Raw genomic sequence first — 17,452 nt, 5'->3', positions numbered from 1 at the left:
GCCCATGGGGCACGGGCCCTTGGCGGCGTAAACCGGAAATTTCCAAATTTGTGGACGCTCCGGTCAGTGCCCGATACCCTCTGCCGGGTCGAGATTGTCGGATCTTCAACGACAGGCGAGGACGGCGTGGCGCGCTCGTGGAGAGAGCTTCCCACGGGGCGGGTCGTACACCTGCACGGCGACCCGGACGCCGTCGCGCTGGCGGCCGACCCCCTGCCCGCCGACGCGCCCGCGCTGGTCACGTACGTCCCCCGTCCGGCCTGGACTCCGGCGGCCGTGGTCGCCGACGTGCTGAGCGAACTGGAGTCCGCCGCACTGGCGTTGTTTCCCGCCTGGCTGCCCGGGGCCGAGGGCATCACAGGGCCGGGCGGGGCGGCCGTCCCCGCCATCCGGGCGCTCGCCCTGCGCACGGCGTCGGGCACCCGGCACTTCGCGCCCTACCTCGCCCATCTCGCGGAGCGTGCCCTGCTCGGCGAAACCCCGGGCGGCTTCCCGCCCGAGATCCGCGCCGCCGGGCTGGCGCGGGTACTCCGCACCGGCTACGGGCGGGACGAGACGGCGATCCTCGTCCAGGTGGGCGGGGACCTCTCCCCGGCCGGGGAGGAGGTGCTGGTCGCCGCGCTCGAATGGCTCGCCCACCACGGCGGGTTCGGCGTCTGGCTCACCGGGCCGCCCCTGCGGGCGGTCGATCGCGTCGAGAGCCTGACAGCCCCCATCCCGGACGAGGTGGCGGCCCTCGTACGGGAACTGGCCGGCGCCCGCCACTATGGCTGCGGCGGGCCGGCGGCCGATCGGCCCCCGGTGCTCACCTTTCCGCCCCTCGCCTTTCCACCCCTCGCCGGTCTGCCGCACCCCGGCAGCACCGCCGAGAAACGCCTGGAGACCGCTCTGACGTCCTGCGCGTGGGCGGTCGGACGGGCCTGGAACCAGACGTTCCGGTCCGGTCCGCTCAGCGTTCCCATCCGGTTGGACCTGCTGTGGCGGGCCGAACGATGCGTCGTCGAGATCGACGGGCCCGAACACCTCCACCCGCTCCACCGCGCCACCGACCTGCGCCGCGACCAGCGCCTCCAGCGGGAGGGCTACGCCGTGCGCCGCTTCACCAACGACCAGGTCCTCGGCCACGTAGGCACCGTCCTGGCCGAGATCGAGAACTTCCTCCACACCCGCCGCAATGGAACGTTCGAAGGAACCCCCCGTGTCTGACAGACCCCTCTCCCAGCGCGAGACGGCCATTCTCCTGCTGCTCATGGCCGAGGCCCGTGAGTTCACCAACCCGGAGCTTCTGGAGCAGTACGGCTTCGAGATCAAGAAGCAGGAGCGAGAGCGCCTGCGGCAGTTCGGATTCATCGACGTCGGGAAGCGGAATCGGGCATTCACCCACAAGCTGACCAAAAACGGGTTACTTAAGGCGAACGCGCTTTTCGCTGAGGGCATCCCCATGTCCATCGTTCTCGCAGCACGGATGCTCGAGGCGGTCGTACGGGCGATGGCCTCCGGCCTCAACCGGCACATGCGGCGCAACGGCATCGGTCTCGCCGACATCTTCGGCCGGGAGCCCGGCCCCGTCCCCGCGACCGACGCGCCGGTTGAGGAACCGCCGGCTGCCGAGGTCGCGACGGAACCCAGCGTGATCGTGAACGCGCCTACCGCGAGCGTGCCGGCTCCCTCGTCCGACGACATCGAGACGTCGATCCGCAAGGCGTACGCACAACTGGCCGACAGGCCGAACGCCTGGGTGAGCCTGACCCGGCTGCGCCCGCGGCTGGGCGATGCCCCGAGGGACAAGGTCGACGCCACGCTCCGCCGGATGATCAGCATGCCCGACGTGCGTCTCGTGCCCGAGTCCAACCAGAAGATGCTCACCGACGAGGACAGAGGTGCCGCTGTCGTGATCGGGGACCAGGCCAAGCACCTCATCCTGATCGGAGCATGATGACGAGCGCCGAACTCGACGCCCTTCGGGCCCTACGGTTCAACTACACCCGGGTCGCCGACGACGTGTGGCGCCCGTTGCCGTTCCACGTCGAGGGGATTCACCGGGAGACCGCGCAGGTCATCCTCGACGGGCTGCTGGAGGCGGAGGAGAGCGTCGCCGCGAGTCCCATCGGCGTCGCGATACAGGGCCAGCGGGGAACGGGCAAGACGCATCTGCTCGGCTGGGTGCGCGAGAAGGTTCACGAAGAGGACGCGTACTTCTTCCTCGTCAGCCTGCTCGACGCCAAGGACTTCTGGGAGAGCGTGCTGCTCTCTATGCTCGACAGCCTCTCCCGGCCGATGGCCGGAGACGGCAGTCAGCTGAGGGAGCTCCTGTGGCGCCTCTGCGTGCTCGCCGAGGTGCCACGGGCGGCACGTGGCGCGATCATCGGCGACATCCCCCTGTCACGGGCTGACCTGGATGCCTTCGTCAACGCCCTGCGCCGCTACGACCCTCGCGTCGGCCGTGACGTGCAGGACATCGCACGCGCCCTCACCTTGCGGGCTTCTTGTGACCTCACGGCGCAGGACGTCGGTGACGCCTACCTCATCTCCGCGCCTCAGGGCGAGCCCGGCGAGCGCGCAAAATGGGGGTTCCGGACCGTCGAGAAGACTCCGCAGGAGATCGTCCACGACCTGTCCGGGCTCCTCGCACTCACCGGTCCCTCCATCATCGCCGTCGACCAGGTCGACACGCTGATCGCCCAGTCCGCGACCCTCACCGGGGCCGGATCGGCGGACGACCCGGAGCACCGCCGGGCGATAGAACGCATCGCGGGCGGTCTGATGACCCTTCGTGAGGTCACCCGCCGCACGCTGACGGTCCTGTCCTGTCTCCCCCTCACGTGGACGTTGATCGAAGAGGGCGCCACGGACACCGTTCAGGACCGCTTCAGGACGACTATGCCCCTGAGGGCGATTCCGGATGCGGAGACCGGCCGGGCGCTGGTCGAGAAGCGGTTCGGCGCGCAGTACGACGCGGCGGGGTTCACGCCGCCGTATCCGACGTGGCCGGTGAAGCCGGAGGCGTTCGAGGAGGCGACCCAGTACACGCCCCGCCAGTTGCTCATCCGGATCGACAGGCACGTGCGGTCGTGCCTGGCGAACGGGCAGGTCACGGAGCTGGACCGGCTGACCGGCTCCCAGCCCGAGAAGACCGTCGCCGTCAAGCGGCTCCCAGAACGGGAAGCCGACTTCGACACACTGGACAGGCGCTTCGCGGAGCTGCGGGAGCGGGCGGACGTGGCGGGCGCGCTGAATCCGATCACCGAGGACGCCGTGATGCCGGGCCTGCTGTCGGCCGGGCTGTCCGCCTGGATCACCGAGCAGGGCGACGACGGGCGCCTGTTCACCCAGGACCCGCCGCCGAGCACGAAGCCGCCCCTGCACGCCCGCCTGCGCAGGACGCTGGACGAGGCGACGGAGAACGAGGCCCACTGGTGCTTCCGGGCCATCTCGGCGTCCCATCACACCGCCGCGCTCACCCGGCTGAAGGCCGCCTCCACGGCGGCCGGGCTCGACGAGCGGATCTCCGCGCGCAAACTGTTCGTGCTCAGGAACCAGGGCTGGGCGAAGGGACCGGCGACCCAGGATGCCCTGGCGGCCTTCGAGCAGGCGGGCGGCCGTGTGCTTCAGGCCGAGGAGAACGACCTCCGGATCTTCGCCGCTCTCCGGAACCTTCTCGCCGACGATCCGCCCGATCTCCAGGCGTGGCTCGTCTCCCGGAGACCGACGAGCGAGGTGAAGCTGTTCGCCGAGGCGCTAAGCGACGTGGCCGTACCGCGGGTGTCCGATCCGGCCGCCGGGACGTCCTCGCGAGCGGCGCGGTCGCCGGGCCACCCCCCGCCCACCGCCAATCCCGAGCGGCGAGTGCTTCAGCGGACCCCCGTGCCGCGACCCACGCCGCTGCCGGAGGCGCCGGCCTCGAAGGTGGTGCCCGCGGAGGAACGGGCCACCGCGACTCCGGCCGTTCCCCACCCGCGCAGGCCGCTGTCGCCGGGCGAGGCCCAGGCGGCCGCGTACCTGACGATCGGCACGGCGACCTCGGACACCCGGCCCGTACGGATCCCGCTGGAGCTCCTGCGCAAGCACACGGCGATCTTCGCGGGCTCCGGCTCCGGCAAGACGGTGCTGATCCGCCGTCTCGTGGAGGAGTGCGCCCTGCAGGGGGTCTCGTCGATCGTCCTCGACGCGAACAACGACCTCGCGCGGCTCGGCGACCGGTGGCCGGAACCACCCGCCGAGTGGGGCGAGGGCGACGCGGCCAAGGCCGACGACTACCTGGCGGACACCGACGTGGTGATCTGGACGCCGCGCAAGGAGTCGGGACGCCCGCTGAGCTTCCAGCCGCTGCCCGACTTCGCGAGCATCGCCGACGACGCGGACGAGTTCGGCGAGGCCGTGGACGCGGCGGTCGCCGCACTGGTGCCCCGGGCGAAGCTGGAGACGAGGGCCGCCAAAGCGCACCTCAGCCGGGCGGTGCTCCGCGAGGCCGTCGCCCACTACGGACGGCGCGGCGGCGCGGGGCTGGGCGGCCTGATCGCGCTGCTCGACGACCTGCCGGACGGCGTGAGCAGTCTCGAGGGCGCGGCAAGGCTCGCGACCGAGATGGCCCAGCACCTCAGGGCGGAGACGATCAGCGATCCCCTGTTCGCGGGGACCGGGGCGCCCGTCGATCCCGGCGTCCTGCTGACCCCGCCGGAGGGGAAGCGGGCCCGGGTGTCGGTGATCAGCCTCACCGGCATGGCCTCCGACGCCCAGCGGCAGGGCTTCGTCAACCAGTTGCAGATGGCGTTGTTCTCCTGGATCAAGCGGAATCCCGCCGGAGACCGGCCGCTCGGCGGGCTGTTCGTGATGGACGAGGCCCAGACGTTCGCGCCGTCGGGGGCGGCGACCGTGTGCACCCAGAGCACGCTCGCCCTCGCCGCCCAGGCCCGCAAGTACGGCCTCGGGCTGGTGTTCGCCACCCAGGCGCCGAAGGGCCTGCACAACCGGATCACGGGCAACGCCGCCACCCAGTTCTTCGGCCTGCTCAACGCGCCGGCCCAGATCACGGCGGCGCGGGAGCTGGCCAGGGCCAAGGGCGGCGACGTCCTCGACGTGTCGCGGCTGAAGTCCGGCCAGTTCTACGCGGCGTTCGAAGGCGGGTCCTTCACCAAGGTCCGTACGCCGCTGTGCCTGAGCCACCACCCGAGCAGCCCGCTGACGAGCGAAGAGGTCGTGGCGCGGGCGAACCGGACCTGAACGGAGGACCGCGAAGCCGGCCCCGCCCTCGGGCGCGGCGCCGGCTCCCTCGTCAGGGTTTGCGGCCCACTCCCGCACAGCCCATGCGAGCGGTCTCCTCGTCGGCGAACAGCGAGGTCTCGTCGTCGCCGAACGGCCAGACGTTCTCCGGCCCGGTGCCGCTGGCCAGGCCCGGAGGAATCAGCTCGAAATCGCCGAAGAAGCGGGCGATCTCCGTACGCGATCGGGGGACGAACGGCACGTCGGCCTGGCGATAGAAGTCGGCGATCTTGTCCATCCGCTCCGGGGCGGCGTCGCCGCAGACGTGCGAGAGCGCGAGGTAGCTGCCCGGCGCGAGGGCCTCCCGGTAGGCGGCGACGAACCCCTGCGGGTCGTCCTCGTCCGGCACCAGGTGCACGAAGAACATCATCAGCACCGCGACCGGCCGGTCGAAGTCGATCAGTTCGCGCAGTAGTGGGTTGCCGAGGACCTCCGCGGGTCGGCGCGCGTCGGCCTGGATCATCGCCACCCGGTCGGGGTCGGCGAGCAGCGCCCGGCCGTGCGCGCAGACCACGGGATCGATGTCCACGTAGACCACGCGCGTGTCGGGCGCGAGCCGGTGGGCCACCTCGTGCACGTTGTCCTGCGCCGGAAGTCCCGACCCGAGGTCGACGAACTGCCTGATCCCCTGGTCCACCAGGTAACGCACGATCCGGCCGATCAGCCGGCGGTTCTGCCTGGTGCCCTCCCTGGTCTCGGGCAGCACGCTCAGCACCAGGTTCGCCAGGTCACGATCGGCTTGGAAGTTGTCCTTGCCGCCCAGGAAGTAGTCGTACATGCGGGCCGCGTTAGGGATGCTCGGATCGACTCCACGAGGCGCCTGCTCAGCCGTCATAGGGCTCACGTCCTTCACCGCGCGGGGTGTTTCATGATCTAGATTGCGAGCCCAATGTAACGCCTGATGCCCGTGCTCTCCTACCGGCGGAAGGCGGCGGCGCCGGCGGCGGCGATCGCCACGGACAGGACCACGACCACCACGAGCGTCCCCAGCGGGTTGCGGTGCCGCACCGGCGCGATAGCGCGCATGGCGGGCACGCGGTGGACCGGCGAGCTCGACGGCGTGGGGGTGGTCCGCGGCGACGGACGAGGGCGGGGGGACTGCGCCGGGGCGGGCGGCCGGGGGGCGGCCACCACCCGGGGCGGGGAGGGCTCCTCAGGCGCCCGCGGCGGTGGCGGTGGCGGTGGCGGTGGCGGTGGCGGCGGTGCCGGAGCGGGCGCCGGCGGCGGCGCGCATCCGGGCCGGCCGATGCCGATCTCGGCGTGCAGGCCGATGAGCACGTTCACGTCGACGCACACGCCGACCCGCAGGCCCGGTCCGCCCGGGTCGTCGGCCTTCAGGGATGCGTCCACGGCGGCCCGCACGGGAGCGGGAGCCGCGTCGGCCGGCGCCGGGGCGGCCGACGCGGCGACCGGCATGGCGACCGGCATGGCGCAGGTCAGCGCGGCGCAGGCGATCACGACGGCGAAGGCCGGGCGCGGGCCCGCGGTCCTGCCCATGTCAGCGGCCCTCGGGGATCCGCTGGAACTCGTGGATGGCGCTCACGAACGCGTCGGGCTTGACCGCCAGGCCCCCGCTGAACGGATGGGAGATGTTCCAGGCGAGGTAGACGCCGACGCCCAGCAGGACCGCCATCGCCGTCACCGGGATGAGCGTGACCCCACGTGGGCGGGCCCCGGCCAGGAAGGGGAAGACGACGACAAGGGCGCCGGTGAGGACCGTCAGCGCCATGACGCCGGGGGGCGGCTCGGTGCCCGCGTCGGCGGCGCGCTGCCTGCGGGCGGCGAACAGGTCCGCCATCCGCTCCAGCACGGTGTCCCTGGCGTCGCTCGCCTCGTCCGTCGTGACCGGCAACTCGGTCACGCGGGCGCGCAGCGCCTCCAGACGCGCCGTCCCCTCGGTGCCGAGGCGCCCCTCCGCCATCCCCGGCCACTCGTCCTCGACGACGTACCGCGCGTACTCCCGCAGGCCCTCCCGCACCTGGGCGGCGTCGGGGGCGGGTAACGGCGCGGCGGCCCAGTAGGCCTCCACGAGGGCCTGGGTCTCCGAGTAGGTGTTCTGCCGGGCCGAGTCGGCCGTCGTCCACGGCACGACGATCGCGATGGCGAACACGAGCAGGAACAGCGAGGAGAGCATCGACCCGGCGTGCCCGGCCGACGCGCCGCCGGGATCGCGGTCGTCGGTGCCCCGGCCCAGCGCCCGGAACAGCAGGGCCGCCAACACGACCAGTCCGACGGCCGCCGCGACCGCCAGTACGCCCATGAGCATGGCATCTCCACAGACACTTTGCTGATTACAAGTAGTGACATGACTATCACAACAAGTAATCATTGACCAGCCAAGGCGGGCGGGCCACGGCGCGGCCTGCCCCGGTCGTACGGGTGGCCCGTGGCAGGATCGGCGCGGGGGTGATCGCATGCGCGTGGTGATCGCGGGCGGGCACGGGAAGATCGCACTTCGGCTGGCCCGCCTGCTCGGCGGGCGGGGTGACGCGCCCGTGGGACTGATCCGCGACCCGGACCAGGTCGCGGACGTGGAGGCGGCCGGCGCCGAGGCGGTCGTGTGCGACCTGGAGCGGGCCACGCCCGCCGAGGTGGCCGAGACGCTGCTCGGCGCGGGCGCGGTGGTCTTCGCCGCCGGGGCGGGGCCCGGCAGCGGCGTGGCGCGCAAGTTCACCGTGGACAAGGGCGCCTCGGTGCTGCTCGCAGAGGCGGCGGAGCGAGCCGGTGTGTCCCGCTTCATCCAGATCTCCACCATGGGCGCGGGAGCACCGCCCGCCCCGGGACGCGACGAGGTCTGGGCGGCCTACATCGCGGCCAAGACGGCGGCGGAGGAGGATCTCCGCGCCCGGCCGCTCGACTGGACGATCCTGCGGCCCGGGCGGCTCACCGACGAGCCGGGGACCGGCCTGGTGACGCTCGCCGACCCGCCGCTGCCCCCGGGTGAGGTGCCGCGCGAGGACGTCGCCGCCGTGATCGCCACGCTGATCGACACGCCGCGGACACGCCACCGCGTCTTCGAACTCATCGGCGGAGGCGTGCCCGTCGCCGAGGCCGTACGACTCACGTTGTTGTGATGACGTGCGGAGACGGTCCGGAGACCGTTATCCCGTCCACAAAGCGCTTAATTCACGATCGAGCGCTTAGTCAGCTTGTTACGAAAAATCCCCGTTTTTGGGTCTTCGCGCGCCTTGACGCCGTTTGACAGGAGGCGAAGACTTCCATCGACCTCGCGTGATCCACTCCGGGCCGACCCCCTCCCCGGAGGACACGCACGATGGAGGAAACTCGATGAGTAGCTCTCCCCGGAGGGCGCGGCTCTACACCGCCGCGCTCTCACTCCCCCTGGTGTTCGCCCTGAACGCCCTCCCGGCGCTCGCGGACCCCGCTCCCAGCCCGGTGCCGCCCGACAGGGCGTCCACCACCGCGCAGAACGGCGTCGCGCTCATGCGGGTCGTCGTCGCCGACCAGTCGGGCGTGGACAGGCTCGCCGCCCTCGGCGTCGACCTGGCCGAATACACCAAGCCCGTCGACGGCGGCATCGAGGTGCACGCCGTGCTCAGCCCCGAGGAGGCGCGGAGCCTGCGCGACCAGGGCTTCGACGTCAGGGACGCCATCTCCGACCAGAGCGACCACGCCGCGAACCTCGCGGAACGGCGGCAGGCCCTCGCCACCGCCTCCGCCGACGCGGTGGCGACCGACACGCTGACCTCGTTGCGCGCGGAGTGGTTCACCAGCCTCGACGACCAGCGGTTCCTGTCGGTGGAGGTCAAGACGACCGCGACCGACGCCCAGACCGTGCTCACCGCCACCTGGGACAGCGGTCCCGGCACCGCCCCCGACTCCGGCGGCACGGCGACGATGTCCCGCTTCACCGACGCCGGGCAGTACATGTACCACCGGTTCAGCTCGCCGCTGCCGATCACGGCGACCCCCACCAAGGTCACCGTCACCAGCAACCGGGGCGGCTCGATCACCGTGCCGGTGACGAAGTGGCTGGGCGAGCCGCGCAAGGCGCCGGGCAAGCACTACGTGCAGGACTTCGTCGACCACTACATGGACCCCACCGAGCTCACCGACCGCATCGTGTCGCTGTCCGCGGAGTTCCCGAAGATCTCGGAGATCGTCGACCTCCCGTACAAGACGAACGGCTACCGCCGCCACGCGCAGGCGCAGTTCGGCACGGGCTCGGGCAGCGCGCTCGCGAGCACCTTCTACGTGACGTCCAAGGCGTACGGCAGCGAGGGCGGCAACGACGTCGGCGTCGCGCTGGTGAACCCCGGGACCGCCTCGGCCCCGCTCTCCGTCGCCGTCAACGGCAAGGACGTCGTGGTCGGCCTGGCCACGGACGCCTCCGGCGCGGTCACCAGCACGGCCTCCCAGGTCGTCGCCGCGCTGAACGGCGACTCCGCCGCCTCGGCGCTGCTGACCGCCGCCCTCTACCGGACCAGTACGGGCGCCGGCGTGGTGGCGGCCGCCCCCGCGACGAAGCTGACCGACGGCCTCAAGGCGCCGGCGAGCGTCTCGCGTCAGCCGTTCCAGATGAAGGCGCTGCGCATCGGAAAGGCCAGGAACGGCTCGAAGACCGGCGTCTTCCTCTACTGCCAGGAGCACGCCCGCGAGTGGGTCACCTCCATCACGTGTGTGGAGACCGCCGAGCGGCTGCTGCGCAACTACGCGCACGACGCGGACACCAAGAAGCTGGTCGACGACCTCGACATCTTCATCGTGCCGACCATCAACCCCGACGGCGGCCACTACTCGATGTACGACTACAACATGCAGCGCAGGAACATGGTCAACTACTGCGCGGCCGACGGGTCGGACCCCGGGCGGCGCAACTCCTGGGGCGTCGACCTCAACCGCAACTTCTCGGTGGGCAGCGTCTACGACGGATTCAACGGCGGCTCGACCGCCTGCACCAGCGACACCTTCGCCGGGCCGTCGGAGCTGTCCGAGCCGGAGACGCGCAACGAGGTGTGGCTCACGGAGAAGTTCCCGAACATCAAGTTCGCGATGAACACCCACTCGTACGGCGGCTACTTCATGTGGCCTCCGGGGGCGTACAAGACCGCCGGGCGCGAGACGCTGCCGCGTACGGACCTGGGCACGGAGGAGTACTTCTGGAACGCCTCCAACCACATCCTGTCCGCCGTACAGGGGTGGCGCGGCACGGCCATCTGGCCGGGACGCACCGGCCCGGTGGTCGACGTGCTCTACTCGGCGGCCGGTAACAGCGCCGACGAGTTCTGGTACAACAAGGGCATCATCGGCTGGGACTTCGAGGTCGGCGCCGACATCTACGATCAGGCGACGAAGCAGTACCGCGCCGTCGGCTTCCAGCCCCCGTTCGAGGAGGGCCACGAGGAGGCGATGGAGTTCTCCAACGGGCAGATCGGCATCCTCGAGGTCGCCCGCGCGTACGACAAGGACAAGCAGCGGCCCGGCTCGAAGCTCGTGGTGACCGACAAGTCCGCCGGTTCTGCGACGTTCACCTTCTCGGTGGACGAGCCGGCGAACGTCTACTACACCCTCGACGGCAGCCGTCCGACTCTGACCTCGCCCAAGCTGACCTCGGCGGGCATGCGTGAGGGCGCCGCGAAGATCACTGTCGACAAGACCACCGAGGTGCACTGGTTCGCCATGGACCTCGCGGGCAACATCGAGAAGAACTACAAGCCGGACGGCAACGGCAAGAACTACAACAAGCAAACCATCCAACTCCCCACCCGGCCGTGATCTTGTAGTTAGTCGCACAGAAGGCCGCCACCTGGGCTTTTCCCTGTCGTGATCATGCAGTGATCGGCGACGTGGAAGCCTGACCAGCGGAAACCCGATTCGTGATCTTGCACTTGGCGGTTCGCCCGCCGGTGCAAGATCACGAATTCCGTTTTCCCAGCTCGGAAGGGATATGCGGCCGACAACTGCAAGATCACGGAGGGTTCCGTACCAGCTCAGGGGCCCCGCGTGCGACAAACTACAAGATCACGCGGGTTGGGGGAGGGTGACGCTGGGTTAGGTAATCCTGACTGAGAGGAATGTTGACCGGGCGGTCAATCAGGCACACCGTCGGTTCATAGGTCACCTCTCCCCCGTACGGAGGCACGGATGGATCTCACGAGATCGCTCTCCGACATCGTCGCCCTCGTCGCCGGCCTGGTCGCGGTCCTCGCGCCGTTCTTCTGGGCCGACGCCCAGGCGGCCGCGCAGCCGCTGCTCATCCTCGGCGCACTGCTCGTCGTCTCCGCCCTCTGGTCCGTCCTGGGCGCCGGCGGCGCCGGCTCCTGGGTGACCGCCGCGTTCGGCGCCCTGCTGTTCGTCGCCCCCTGGGCGTTCGGCTTCGACGGCGACTCCGCCTCGGCGTGGACCGCCTGGATCACCGGCGCCGTCACCGTCATCGTCGGCCTGCTCGTCGTCCTGCAGGTGCGCGGCCGCACGACCGTCACCGCCTGACCCGCCTTCCCCGGCACCGCGTACGGCCCCGCCGCCCGTCGCCTCCCGCGACCGGCAGCGGGGCCGTACGTCGTCATGCGGGCCCTACACCTGGCCAGGCGCGCCACCCCTTGACTTTGGTACGATCTCCGCCCACGCTGTTGCGTATAGCGCTGCCTGTTCCACCTTACGAAACCGGGACCTCCGCATGATTCCTGCGTGCCCCCTCGCCGCCCTGCCCAGGGGCGAGGCCCTTCGAATCGAGACAGATCCCCCGATCGCCGTCTTCCACACCGAAGACGGTGAACTGTACGCGGTGGACGACACCTGCACACACCAGGACGCCTCGCTCGCGGACGGGTGGCTGGAAGGGTGCGAGGTGGAGTGCCCCCTGCACGCGTCGCGCTTCGACCTGCGCACGGGCCGGGTGGACGCTCCTCCCGCGAAGCTGCCGGTGCGCACCCACCAGGTGGTGGTCCAGGACGAGACCGTCTACGTCGTGCCGTCGGACCTGCCGCCCAACCTCCCGCCCGGCGTCCGCACCACGTCGGCCTAGGACGGGGCGCCGTGGACTCCGTCGCCGTCGTCGGCGCGTCGCTCGCCGGGCTGTCGGCGGCCCGCGCGCTGCGCGCCCAGGGTTTCGGCGGGCGCCTGACGATCGTCGGGGCCGAACCCCACCGACCCTACGACCGGCCCCCGCTGTCGAAGGAGTTCCTCGCGGGGCAGATGACGACGGCCGACCTCGCCCTGGAGGGCGAAGGCGAGGACCTCGACGCCGAGTGGCGTCTGGGCGTGGCCGCCACCGGGCTGGAACAGGGCCGGTCGCTGCGGATCGCGCTCGCCGACGGCTCCGCGGTCGAGGCCGGCGGCGTGGTGATCGCCACCGGCGCGGTCGCCCGCACCCTCGGGGACGGTCTCGCCGGGGTCCACACGCTGCGCACGATCGAGGACGCGGCGGCCCTGCGGGCCGATCTCGACGGCGCGCGGCGGCTCGTGGTGATCGGGGCGGGCTTCATCGGCGCCGAGGTCGCCTGCGTCGCCCGCGCCCTCGGGCTCGACGTGACGATCGTCGAGGCGGCGCCCGCGCCGTTCGCCCGCGCGCTCGGCCCCGAGATGGGCACCGCGCTCTCCGGGCTGCACGAGGACCACGGAGTGCGCCTGATCTGCGGCGCCGCCGTACGAGGCCTGACGGGCGAGGGCCGCGTCGACGGCGTGCTCCTCGAGGACGGACGCCGCCTGGACGCCGACGTGGTGCTCGCCGGCATCGGCGCGCGGCCGGTGGTCGACTGGCTCGACGGCAGCGGGGTGCTGGTCGGCGACGGCGTCGTCTGCGACACCGGCGGCGCGACGAGCGTGCCGGGAGTCGTCGCGGTCGGCGACTGCGCCGCCTGGTTCGACCCCGCCCTCGGCGCCCACCTGCGGGTGGAGCACTGGACCGGCGCGGCGCGGCGTCCCGCGACCGCCGTGCAGACGCTGCTGTCCGGCGGCGCCGCCGTGCCCGACACCCTCGCGCCGCCCTACCTGTGGTCGGACCAGTACGGCCTGCGCGTGCAGTTCGCCGGGCACACGCTGCCGGGAGACGAGGTGAGCGTGGAGGAGGGCGACCTCGCGTCCCGCCGGTTCCTGGCCGTCTACCGCAGGGAGGGCCGCACGGTGGCGGTGCTCGGCGTCGAACAGCCGCGCTCGTTCACCCGGTGGCGCCGCCGCCTGAACGAGCCCGCCGGCGCGCGATGAGCGCCCGCGCGTCCAGGGGCCCGGTCATCCCGCGTGGCCGAGACGGTGACTGATGTCGCCGGCGCCCGCCACCAGCACGGGCGCGATCTCGCGCATGCGCTCCTCGCTGAACCGGTAGGCCGGGCCGGATGCGCTGACCGCGGCCACCACCTCGCCCTCGTGGGAGCGGATGGGCGCGGCGATGGCGTTCAGCCCGATCTCGTACTCCTCCACGGTGACCGCGTAGCCCCGCCGCACCGCCTCGCCGAGCTGCAGGCGCAACTCGGCGGCGTCGGTCACCGTCGCGGGGGTGTAGCGTTCCAGCCCCGACGCGGTGAGGAGCCGCTCGCGCTGCCGCTCGTCGAGGTGGGCGAGCAGGATCTTGCCGCTCGACGTGGCGTGCAGGGGGGTCGGCTGGCCGACCCAGTTGTGCGCGGTAACGGCCGCGGGCCCGCGCACCTGGTCGAGGTTGATGGCGTAGTGGGACCGCGCGACGGCGATGTTGACGGTCTCGCCGATCTCCTCGGCGAGCCGCCGGCACACCGGCCGGCTCTGCTGGACGAGGTCGAGCCGCGCGGCCACCCCGGCGGCGAGCCTGACGACGCCGAAGCCGAGGCGATACTTGCCGCGGTCCTCCGCCTGCTCCGCCAGCCCGCGGGCCTCCAGCGCGCCCAGCAGCCGGAACGCGGTGGACTTGTGGACGCCGATCTGCGCGGCGACCTCGCTCACGCCGGCCTCGCCCCGCTGGGAGAGGATCTCCAGGATCGTCACGGCACGGTCCACCGACTGGACGCCGCCGCTCCCCTCGGACCGCGCGGTGGCCTCCTCGGTCTCCGCGGGCGCGGGGTCCGACCCATGACGTTGCGAATGCTGCACTCTATTGCGCATATCAATATCATCCTGCCCGGGAGGCGGACATGTATGACTTTGTCATCGTCGGCGGTGGATCAGCGGGGAGCGCGCTAGCGAACCGGCTGTCGGCCGACCCCTCCAACCGCGTCCTCGTGCTGGAGGCGGGCCGTCCCGACTACCTGTGGGACGTGTTCATCCACATGCCCGCCGCGCTGATGTTCCCCATCGGCAGCCGGTTCTACGACTGGAAGTACGAGTCCGAGCCCGAGCCGCACATGCACGGCAGGCGCATCTACCACGCCCGGGGGAAGGTGCTCGGCGGGTCGAGCAGCATCAACGGCATGATCTTCCAGCGCGGCAACCCGCTGGACTACGAGCGCTGGGGCGCCGATCCCGGCATGGAGACCTGGGACTTCGCGCACTGCCTGCCGTACTTCAAGCGCATGGAGAACTGCCTGGCGGCCGACGACGCCGACCCCATGCGCGGTCACGACGGGCCGCTGGTGCTGGAGCGGGGACCGGCCAGGAACCCCCTGTTCAAGGCGTTCTTCGAGGCGGTGCAGCAGGCGGGCTACCCGCTGACCGACGACGTGAACGGCTACCGCCAGGAGGGCTTCGCGCCGTTCGACCGCAACCTGCGCCGCGGACGCCGCCTGTCGGCCGCCAGGGCGTACCTCCACCCGGTGATGAACCGGCCGAACCTCACGGTGAAGACCGGGGCGTTCGTCACGAAGATCCTGTTCGAGGGCAAGCGCGCGGTCGGTGTCGAGTTCGACGGCAAGCGGGTGCGGGCCGGGGAGGTCGTCCTCTGCGGCGGCGCGATCAACTCCCCGCAGCTCCTGCAGCTGTCCGGCGTCGGCGAGGCCGACCACCTGAAGGCGCACGGCGTCGACGTGGTCCACGACCTGCCCGGCGTCGGCGAGAACCTCCAGGACCACCTGGAGGTCTACATCCAGTACGCCTGCAAGCAGCCGGTCTCGATGCAGCCCGCGATGAAGTGGCGCAACCGGCCGATGGTCGGCGCACAGTGGCTGTTCCTGCGCAAGGGCCCCGGCGCGACCAACCACTTCGAGGCCGGCGGCTTCGTCCGCGGCAACGAGGACGTCGACTACCCCAACCTGATGTTCCACTTCCTGCCCGTCGCCGTGCGGTACGACGGCTCCGCCCCGGCCGGCGGGCACGGCTACCAGGTGCACATCGGGCCGATGTACTCCGACGCACGCGGCTCGGTGAAGATCAAGAGCGCCGACCCCCGGGTGAAGCCCGCGCTGCGGTTCAACTACCTGTCCACCGAGCAGGACCGCCGCGAATGGGTCGAGGCCGTACGCGTGGCCCGCGGCATCCTCAACCAGCCGGCCCTGGACGCGTACAACGGCGGGGAGCTGTCCCCCGGCCTGGAGGTCGAGACCGACGAGCAGATCCTCGACTGGGTGGCCAGGGACGGCGAGACCGCGCTGCACCCCTCCTGCACGGCCAAGATGGGCGTGGACGAGATGTCCGTGGTCGACCCGCTGACCATGCGCGTGCACGGCCTTGAGGGCCTGCGCGTCGTGGACGCCTCGGTCATGCCGTACGTCACGAACGGCAACATCTACGCCCCGGTGATGATGGTCGCCGAGAAGGCGGCCGACCTGATCCTCGGGAACACGCCCCTGGCCCCCGAGCCGGTGGAGTTCTACCGGCACCGGAAGGACGCCTGACATGAAGGACCTGTACATCGGCGGGCAGTGGCGCGACGCCGCCGAGGGCGGCCGCCGGGAGATCCGCTGCCCGGCCGACGAGGAGCACGTGGCCACCGTCGCGGAGGCCACCCGCGCCGACACGGAGGCGGCGATCGCCGCGGCCCGCCGGGCCTTCGACGAGGGCCCGTGGCCGCGTACGCCGGAGCGCGAGCGCGGCGCGCTGCTGCTGCGGGTGGCCGGCCTGCTGGAGCGGGACAAGGCCGAGATCGCGCGGGCGGAGTCGCTCGACACCGGCAAGCGCCTGGTGGAGAGCGAGTACGACGTCGACGACGTGGTCGCGAGCTTCCGCTACTTCGGCGGCATCGCCGGGACCGACGCCGGGCGGGTGATCGACACCGGCCGCGCCGACGCGGTGAGCCGGGTGGTGTACGAGCCGGTCGGCGTCTGCGGGCTGATCACGCCGTGGAACTACCCGCTGCTGCAGACCTCCTGGAAGGTCGCCCCCGCGCTGGCGGCGGGGAACACCTTCGTGCTCAAGCCGAGCGAGCTGACCCCGTCGACGGCGATCCTGCTGATGCGGCTGCTGGAGGAGGCGGGGCTGCCGCCGGGCGTCGGCAACCTCGTGCTCGGGGCGGGCGCGGAGGCCGGGGCGCCGCTGGCCGAGCACCCCGACGTCGACCTGGTGTCGTTCACCGGCGGGCTGTCGACCGGGCGGTGGATCATGGCGACCGCCGCGCGCACGGTCAAGCGCGTCGCGCTGGAGCTGGGCGGCAAGAACCCCAACATCGTGTTCGCCGACGCCGACTTCGACACCGCCGTGGACTTCGCGCTGACGGCCGTCTTCCTGCACTCCGGACAGGTCTGCTCGGCCGGGGCCCGGCTGCTGGTGGAGGACTCCGTCCACGACGCGTTCGTGGACGAGGTCGTACGGCGGGCCGAGCGCATCAGGCTGGGCGGGCCGTTCGACCCGGAGGCCGAGACCGGGCCGCTCGTCTCGGCCGGGCACCTGGCCAAGGTCGAGGCGTACGTCGAGGCGGGCGTCGCGGAGGGTGCCAAGCTCCGCTGCGGCGGCCGGCGGGTGGAAGGGAAGGGCTACTTCTACCGGCCGACCGTGCTGGACGAGTGCCACCGCGGCATGCGGGTGGTCCGCGAGGAGTCGTTCGGCCCGGTGCTGACGGTGGAGCGGTTCTCCGGCGAGGACGAGGCCGTCGCGCTGGGCAACGACACCGACTACGGCCTCGCGGGGGCGGTCTGGACGACGGACGCGGGCAGGGCGCAGCGGGTGGCCGCCCGGCTGCGGCACGGCACCGTGTGGATCAACGACTACCACCCCTATGTGCCGCAGGCGGAGTGGGGCGGGTTCAAGCAGTCCGGCGTGGGCCGGGAGCTCGGCCCGACCGGCCTGAACGAGTACCGCGAGATCAAGCACATCTGGCAGAACACCGACCCCCGCCCCCAGCACTGGTTCCGCCCCTGAGACCAGTCGTCCCCGCCGAGCCGGCGCGGGGGCATGCTGG

Annotated in this window: 14 protein-coding genes; 10 read left to right on the top strand and 4 right to left on the bottom strand. The window is 71.7% G+C overall.

Translation table 11 applies throughout. The features are described from left to right. Positions 1-126: 126 nt before the first annotated feature. Genes HHX31_RS35605 through HHX31_RS11520 form a run of 3 tightly spaced genes read left to right on the top strand, consistent with a single transcriptional unit; the run spans position 127 to position 5,220 of the window. Complete coding sequence (locus tag HHX31_RS35605) at positions 127-1,206, top strand: endonuclease domain-containing protein (protein WP_169947991.1); 1,080 nt, start codon at positions 127-129, stop codon at positions 1,204-1,206. Beyond that, on the top strand, positions 1,199-1,936 hold the full coding sequence (locus HHX31_RS11525) for a hypothetical protein (RefSeq protein WP_169947989.1): 738 nt from the start codon (positions 1,199-1,201) through the stop codon (positions 1,934-1,936). Before HHX31_RS35605 ends, HHX31_RS11525 begins: the two co-directional genes overlap by 8 nt. After that, the gene (locus HHX31_RS11520; protein ID WP_169947987.1) at positions 1,933-5,220 is read left to right on the top strand and encodes an ATP-binding protein; all 3,288 of its coding nucleotides are present in this window, start codon (positions 1,933-1,935) and stop codon (positions 5,218-5,220) included. The genes HHX31_RS11525 and HHX31_RS11520 overlap by 4 nt, the downstream gene beginning before the upstream one ends. A 52-nt stretch (positions 5,221-5,272) precedes the next feature. Here the strand turns inward: HHX31_RS11520 and HHX31_RS11515 are convergent, their stop codons facing one another. The 3 genes from HHX31_RS11515 to HHX31_RS11505 form a co-directional block, all read right to left on the bottom strand. Beyond that, positions 5,273-6,094, bottom strand: a complete 822-nt coding sequence (locus tag HHX31_RS11515) for an SAM-dependent methyltransferase (RefSeq protein WP_169947985.1) — start codon at positions 6,092-6,094, stop codon at positions 5,273-5,275. Between the two features lie 80 nt (positions 6,095-6,174). Further along, positions 6,175-6,756: a hypothetical protein gene (locus HHX31_RS11510; protein WP_169947338.1), complete on the bottom strand. Its 582-nt coding sequence runs from the start codon at positions 6,754-6,756 to the stop codon at positions 6,175-6,177. A 1-nt stretch (position 6,757) separates the two neighbouring features. Next, on the bottom strand, positions 6,758-7,525 hold the full coding sequence (locus HHX31_RS11505; RefSeq protein ID WP_169947984.1) for a DUF4239 domain-containing protein: 768 nt from the start codon (positions 7,523-7,525) through the stop codon (positions 6,758-6,760). 148 nt (positions 7,526-7,673) lie between these two features. Between HHX31_RS11505 and HHX31_RS11500 the strand changes: the two genes are divergently transcribed. The 5 genes from HHX31_RS11500 (at position 7,674) to HHX31_RS11480 (ending at position 13,422) form a co-directional block, all read left to right on the top strand. Further along, complete coding sequence (locus HHX31_RS11500) at positions 7,674-8,333, top strand: NAD(P)H-binding protein (RefSeq protein ID WP_169947982.1); 660 nt, start codon at positions 7,674-7,676, stop codon at positions 8,331-8,333. A 214-nt stretch (positions 8,334-8,547) separates the two neighbouring features. Next, entirely contained in the window at positions 8,548-10,995 is a 2,448-nt protein-coding gene (locus tag HHX31_RS11495; protein WP_169947980.1) for a M14 family metallopeptidase, read from the top strand. A 369-nt stretch (positions 10,996-11,364) separates the two neighbouring features. After that, positions 11,365-11,709: an SPW repeat protein gene (locus HHX31_RS11490; protein WP_169947978.1), complete on the top strand. Its 345-nt coding sequence runs from the start codon at positions 11,365-11,367 to the stop codon at positions 11,707-11,709. Between the two features lie 187 nt (positions 11,710-11,896). Next, positions 11,897-12,244: a bifunctional 3-phenylpropionate/cinnamic acid dioxygenase ferredoxin subunit gene (locus tag HHX31_RS11485; protein ID WP_169947976.1), complete on the top strand. Its 348-nt coding sequence runs from the start codon at positions 11,897-11,899 to the stop codon at positions 12,242-12,244. 11 nt (positions 12,245-12,255) lie between these two features. Then, positions 12,256-13,422 carry an NAD(P)/FAD-dependent oxidoreductase gene (locus HHX31_RS11480; protein ID WP_169947974.1) on the top strand — a complete coding sequence of 389 codons (1,167 nt, stop codon included), beginning with the start codon at positions 12,256-12,258 and terminating at the stop codon, positions 13,420-13,422. A 24-nt stretch (positions 13,423-13,446) separates the two neighbouring features. On the opposite strand, the gene HHX31_RS11475 is transcribed toward HHX31_RS11480, so the two are convergent. After that, positions 13,447-14,289 carry an IclR family transcriptional regulator gene (locus tag HHX31_RS11475; protein WP_169947972.1) on the bottom strand — a complete coding sequence of 281 codons (843 nt, stop codon included), beginning with the start codon at positions 14,287-14,289 and terminating at the stop codon, positions 13,447-13,449. Positions 14,290-14,318: 29 nt separating this feature from the next. On the opposite strand from HHX31_RS11475, the gene betA reads away from it, so the two are divergent. Further along, entirely contained in the window at positions 14,319-15,953 is a 1,635-nt protein-coding gene (gene betA, locus HHX31_RS11470) for a choline dehydrogenase (RefSeq protein ID WP_169947969.1), read from the top strand. A gap of 1 nt (position 15,954) precedes the next feature. After that, a complete protein-coding gene (locus HHX31_RS11465) occupies positions 15,955-17,412 on the top strand; it encodes an aldehyde dehydrogenase family protein (RefSeq protein WP_169947967.1) in 1,458 nt (485 codons plus the stop codon). Positions 17,413-17,452 lie beyond the last annotated feature (40 nt).

Source organism: Microbispora sp. H11081, assembly GCF_012999535.1.
GTDB lineage: Bacteria > Actinomycetota > Actinomycetes > Streptosporangiales > Streptosporangiaceae > Microbispora.
Note: the sequence above shows the minus strand (reverse complement) of the source record. Positions and strands in the feature narration are given on the sequence as shown.

Bases quoted from the DNA above. Each gene is read 5' to 3' on its own strand.
- HHX31_RS11520 (WP_169947987.1), top strand. From the start codon at position 1,933: ATGATGACGAGCGCCGAACTCGACGCCCTTCGGGCCCTACGGTTCAAC.
- HHX31_RS11515 (WP_169947985.1), bottom strand. From the start codon at position 6,094: ATGACGGCTGAGCAGGCGCCTCGTGGAGTCGATCCGAGCATCCCTAAC.
- HHX31_RS11510 (WP_169947338.1), bottom strand. From the start codon at position 6,756: ATGGGCAGGACCGCGGGCCCGCGCCCGGCCTTCGCCGTCGTGATCGCC.
- HHX31_RS11505 (WP_169947984.1), bottom strand. From the start codon at position 7,525: ATGCTCATGGGCGTACTGGCGGTCGCGGCGGCCGTCGGACTGGTCGTG.
- HHX31_RS11500 (WP_169947982.1), top strand. From the start codon at position 7,674: ATGCGCGTGGTGATCGCGGGCGGGCACGGGAAGATCGCACTTCGGCTG.
- HHX31_RS11495 (WP_169947980.1), top strand. From the start codon at position 8,548: ATGAGTAGCTCTCCCCGGAGGGCGCGGCTCTACACCGCCGCGCTCTCA.
- HHX31_RS11490 (WP_169947978.1), top strand. From the start codon at position 11,365: ATGGATCTCACGAGATCGCTCTCCGACATCGTCGCCCTCGTCGCCGGC.
- HHX31_RS11485 (WP_169947976.1), top strand. From the start codon at position 11,897: ATGATTCCTGCGTGCCCCCTCGCCGCCCTGCCCAGGGGCGAGGCCCTT.
- HHX31_RS11475 (WP_169947972.1), bottom strand. From the start codon at position 14,289: ATGCGCAATAGAGTGCAGCATTCGCAACGTCATGGGTCGGACCCCGCG.
- betA (WP_169947969.1), top strand. From the start codon at position 14,319: ATGTATGACTTTGTCATCGTCGGCGGTGGATCAGCGGGGAGCGCGCTA.
- HHX31_RS11465 (WP_169947967.1), top strand. From the start codon at position 15,955: ATGAAGGACCTGTACATCGGCGGGCAGTGGCGCGACGCCGCCGAGGGC.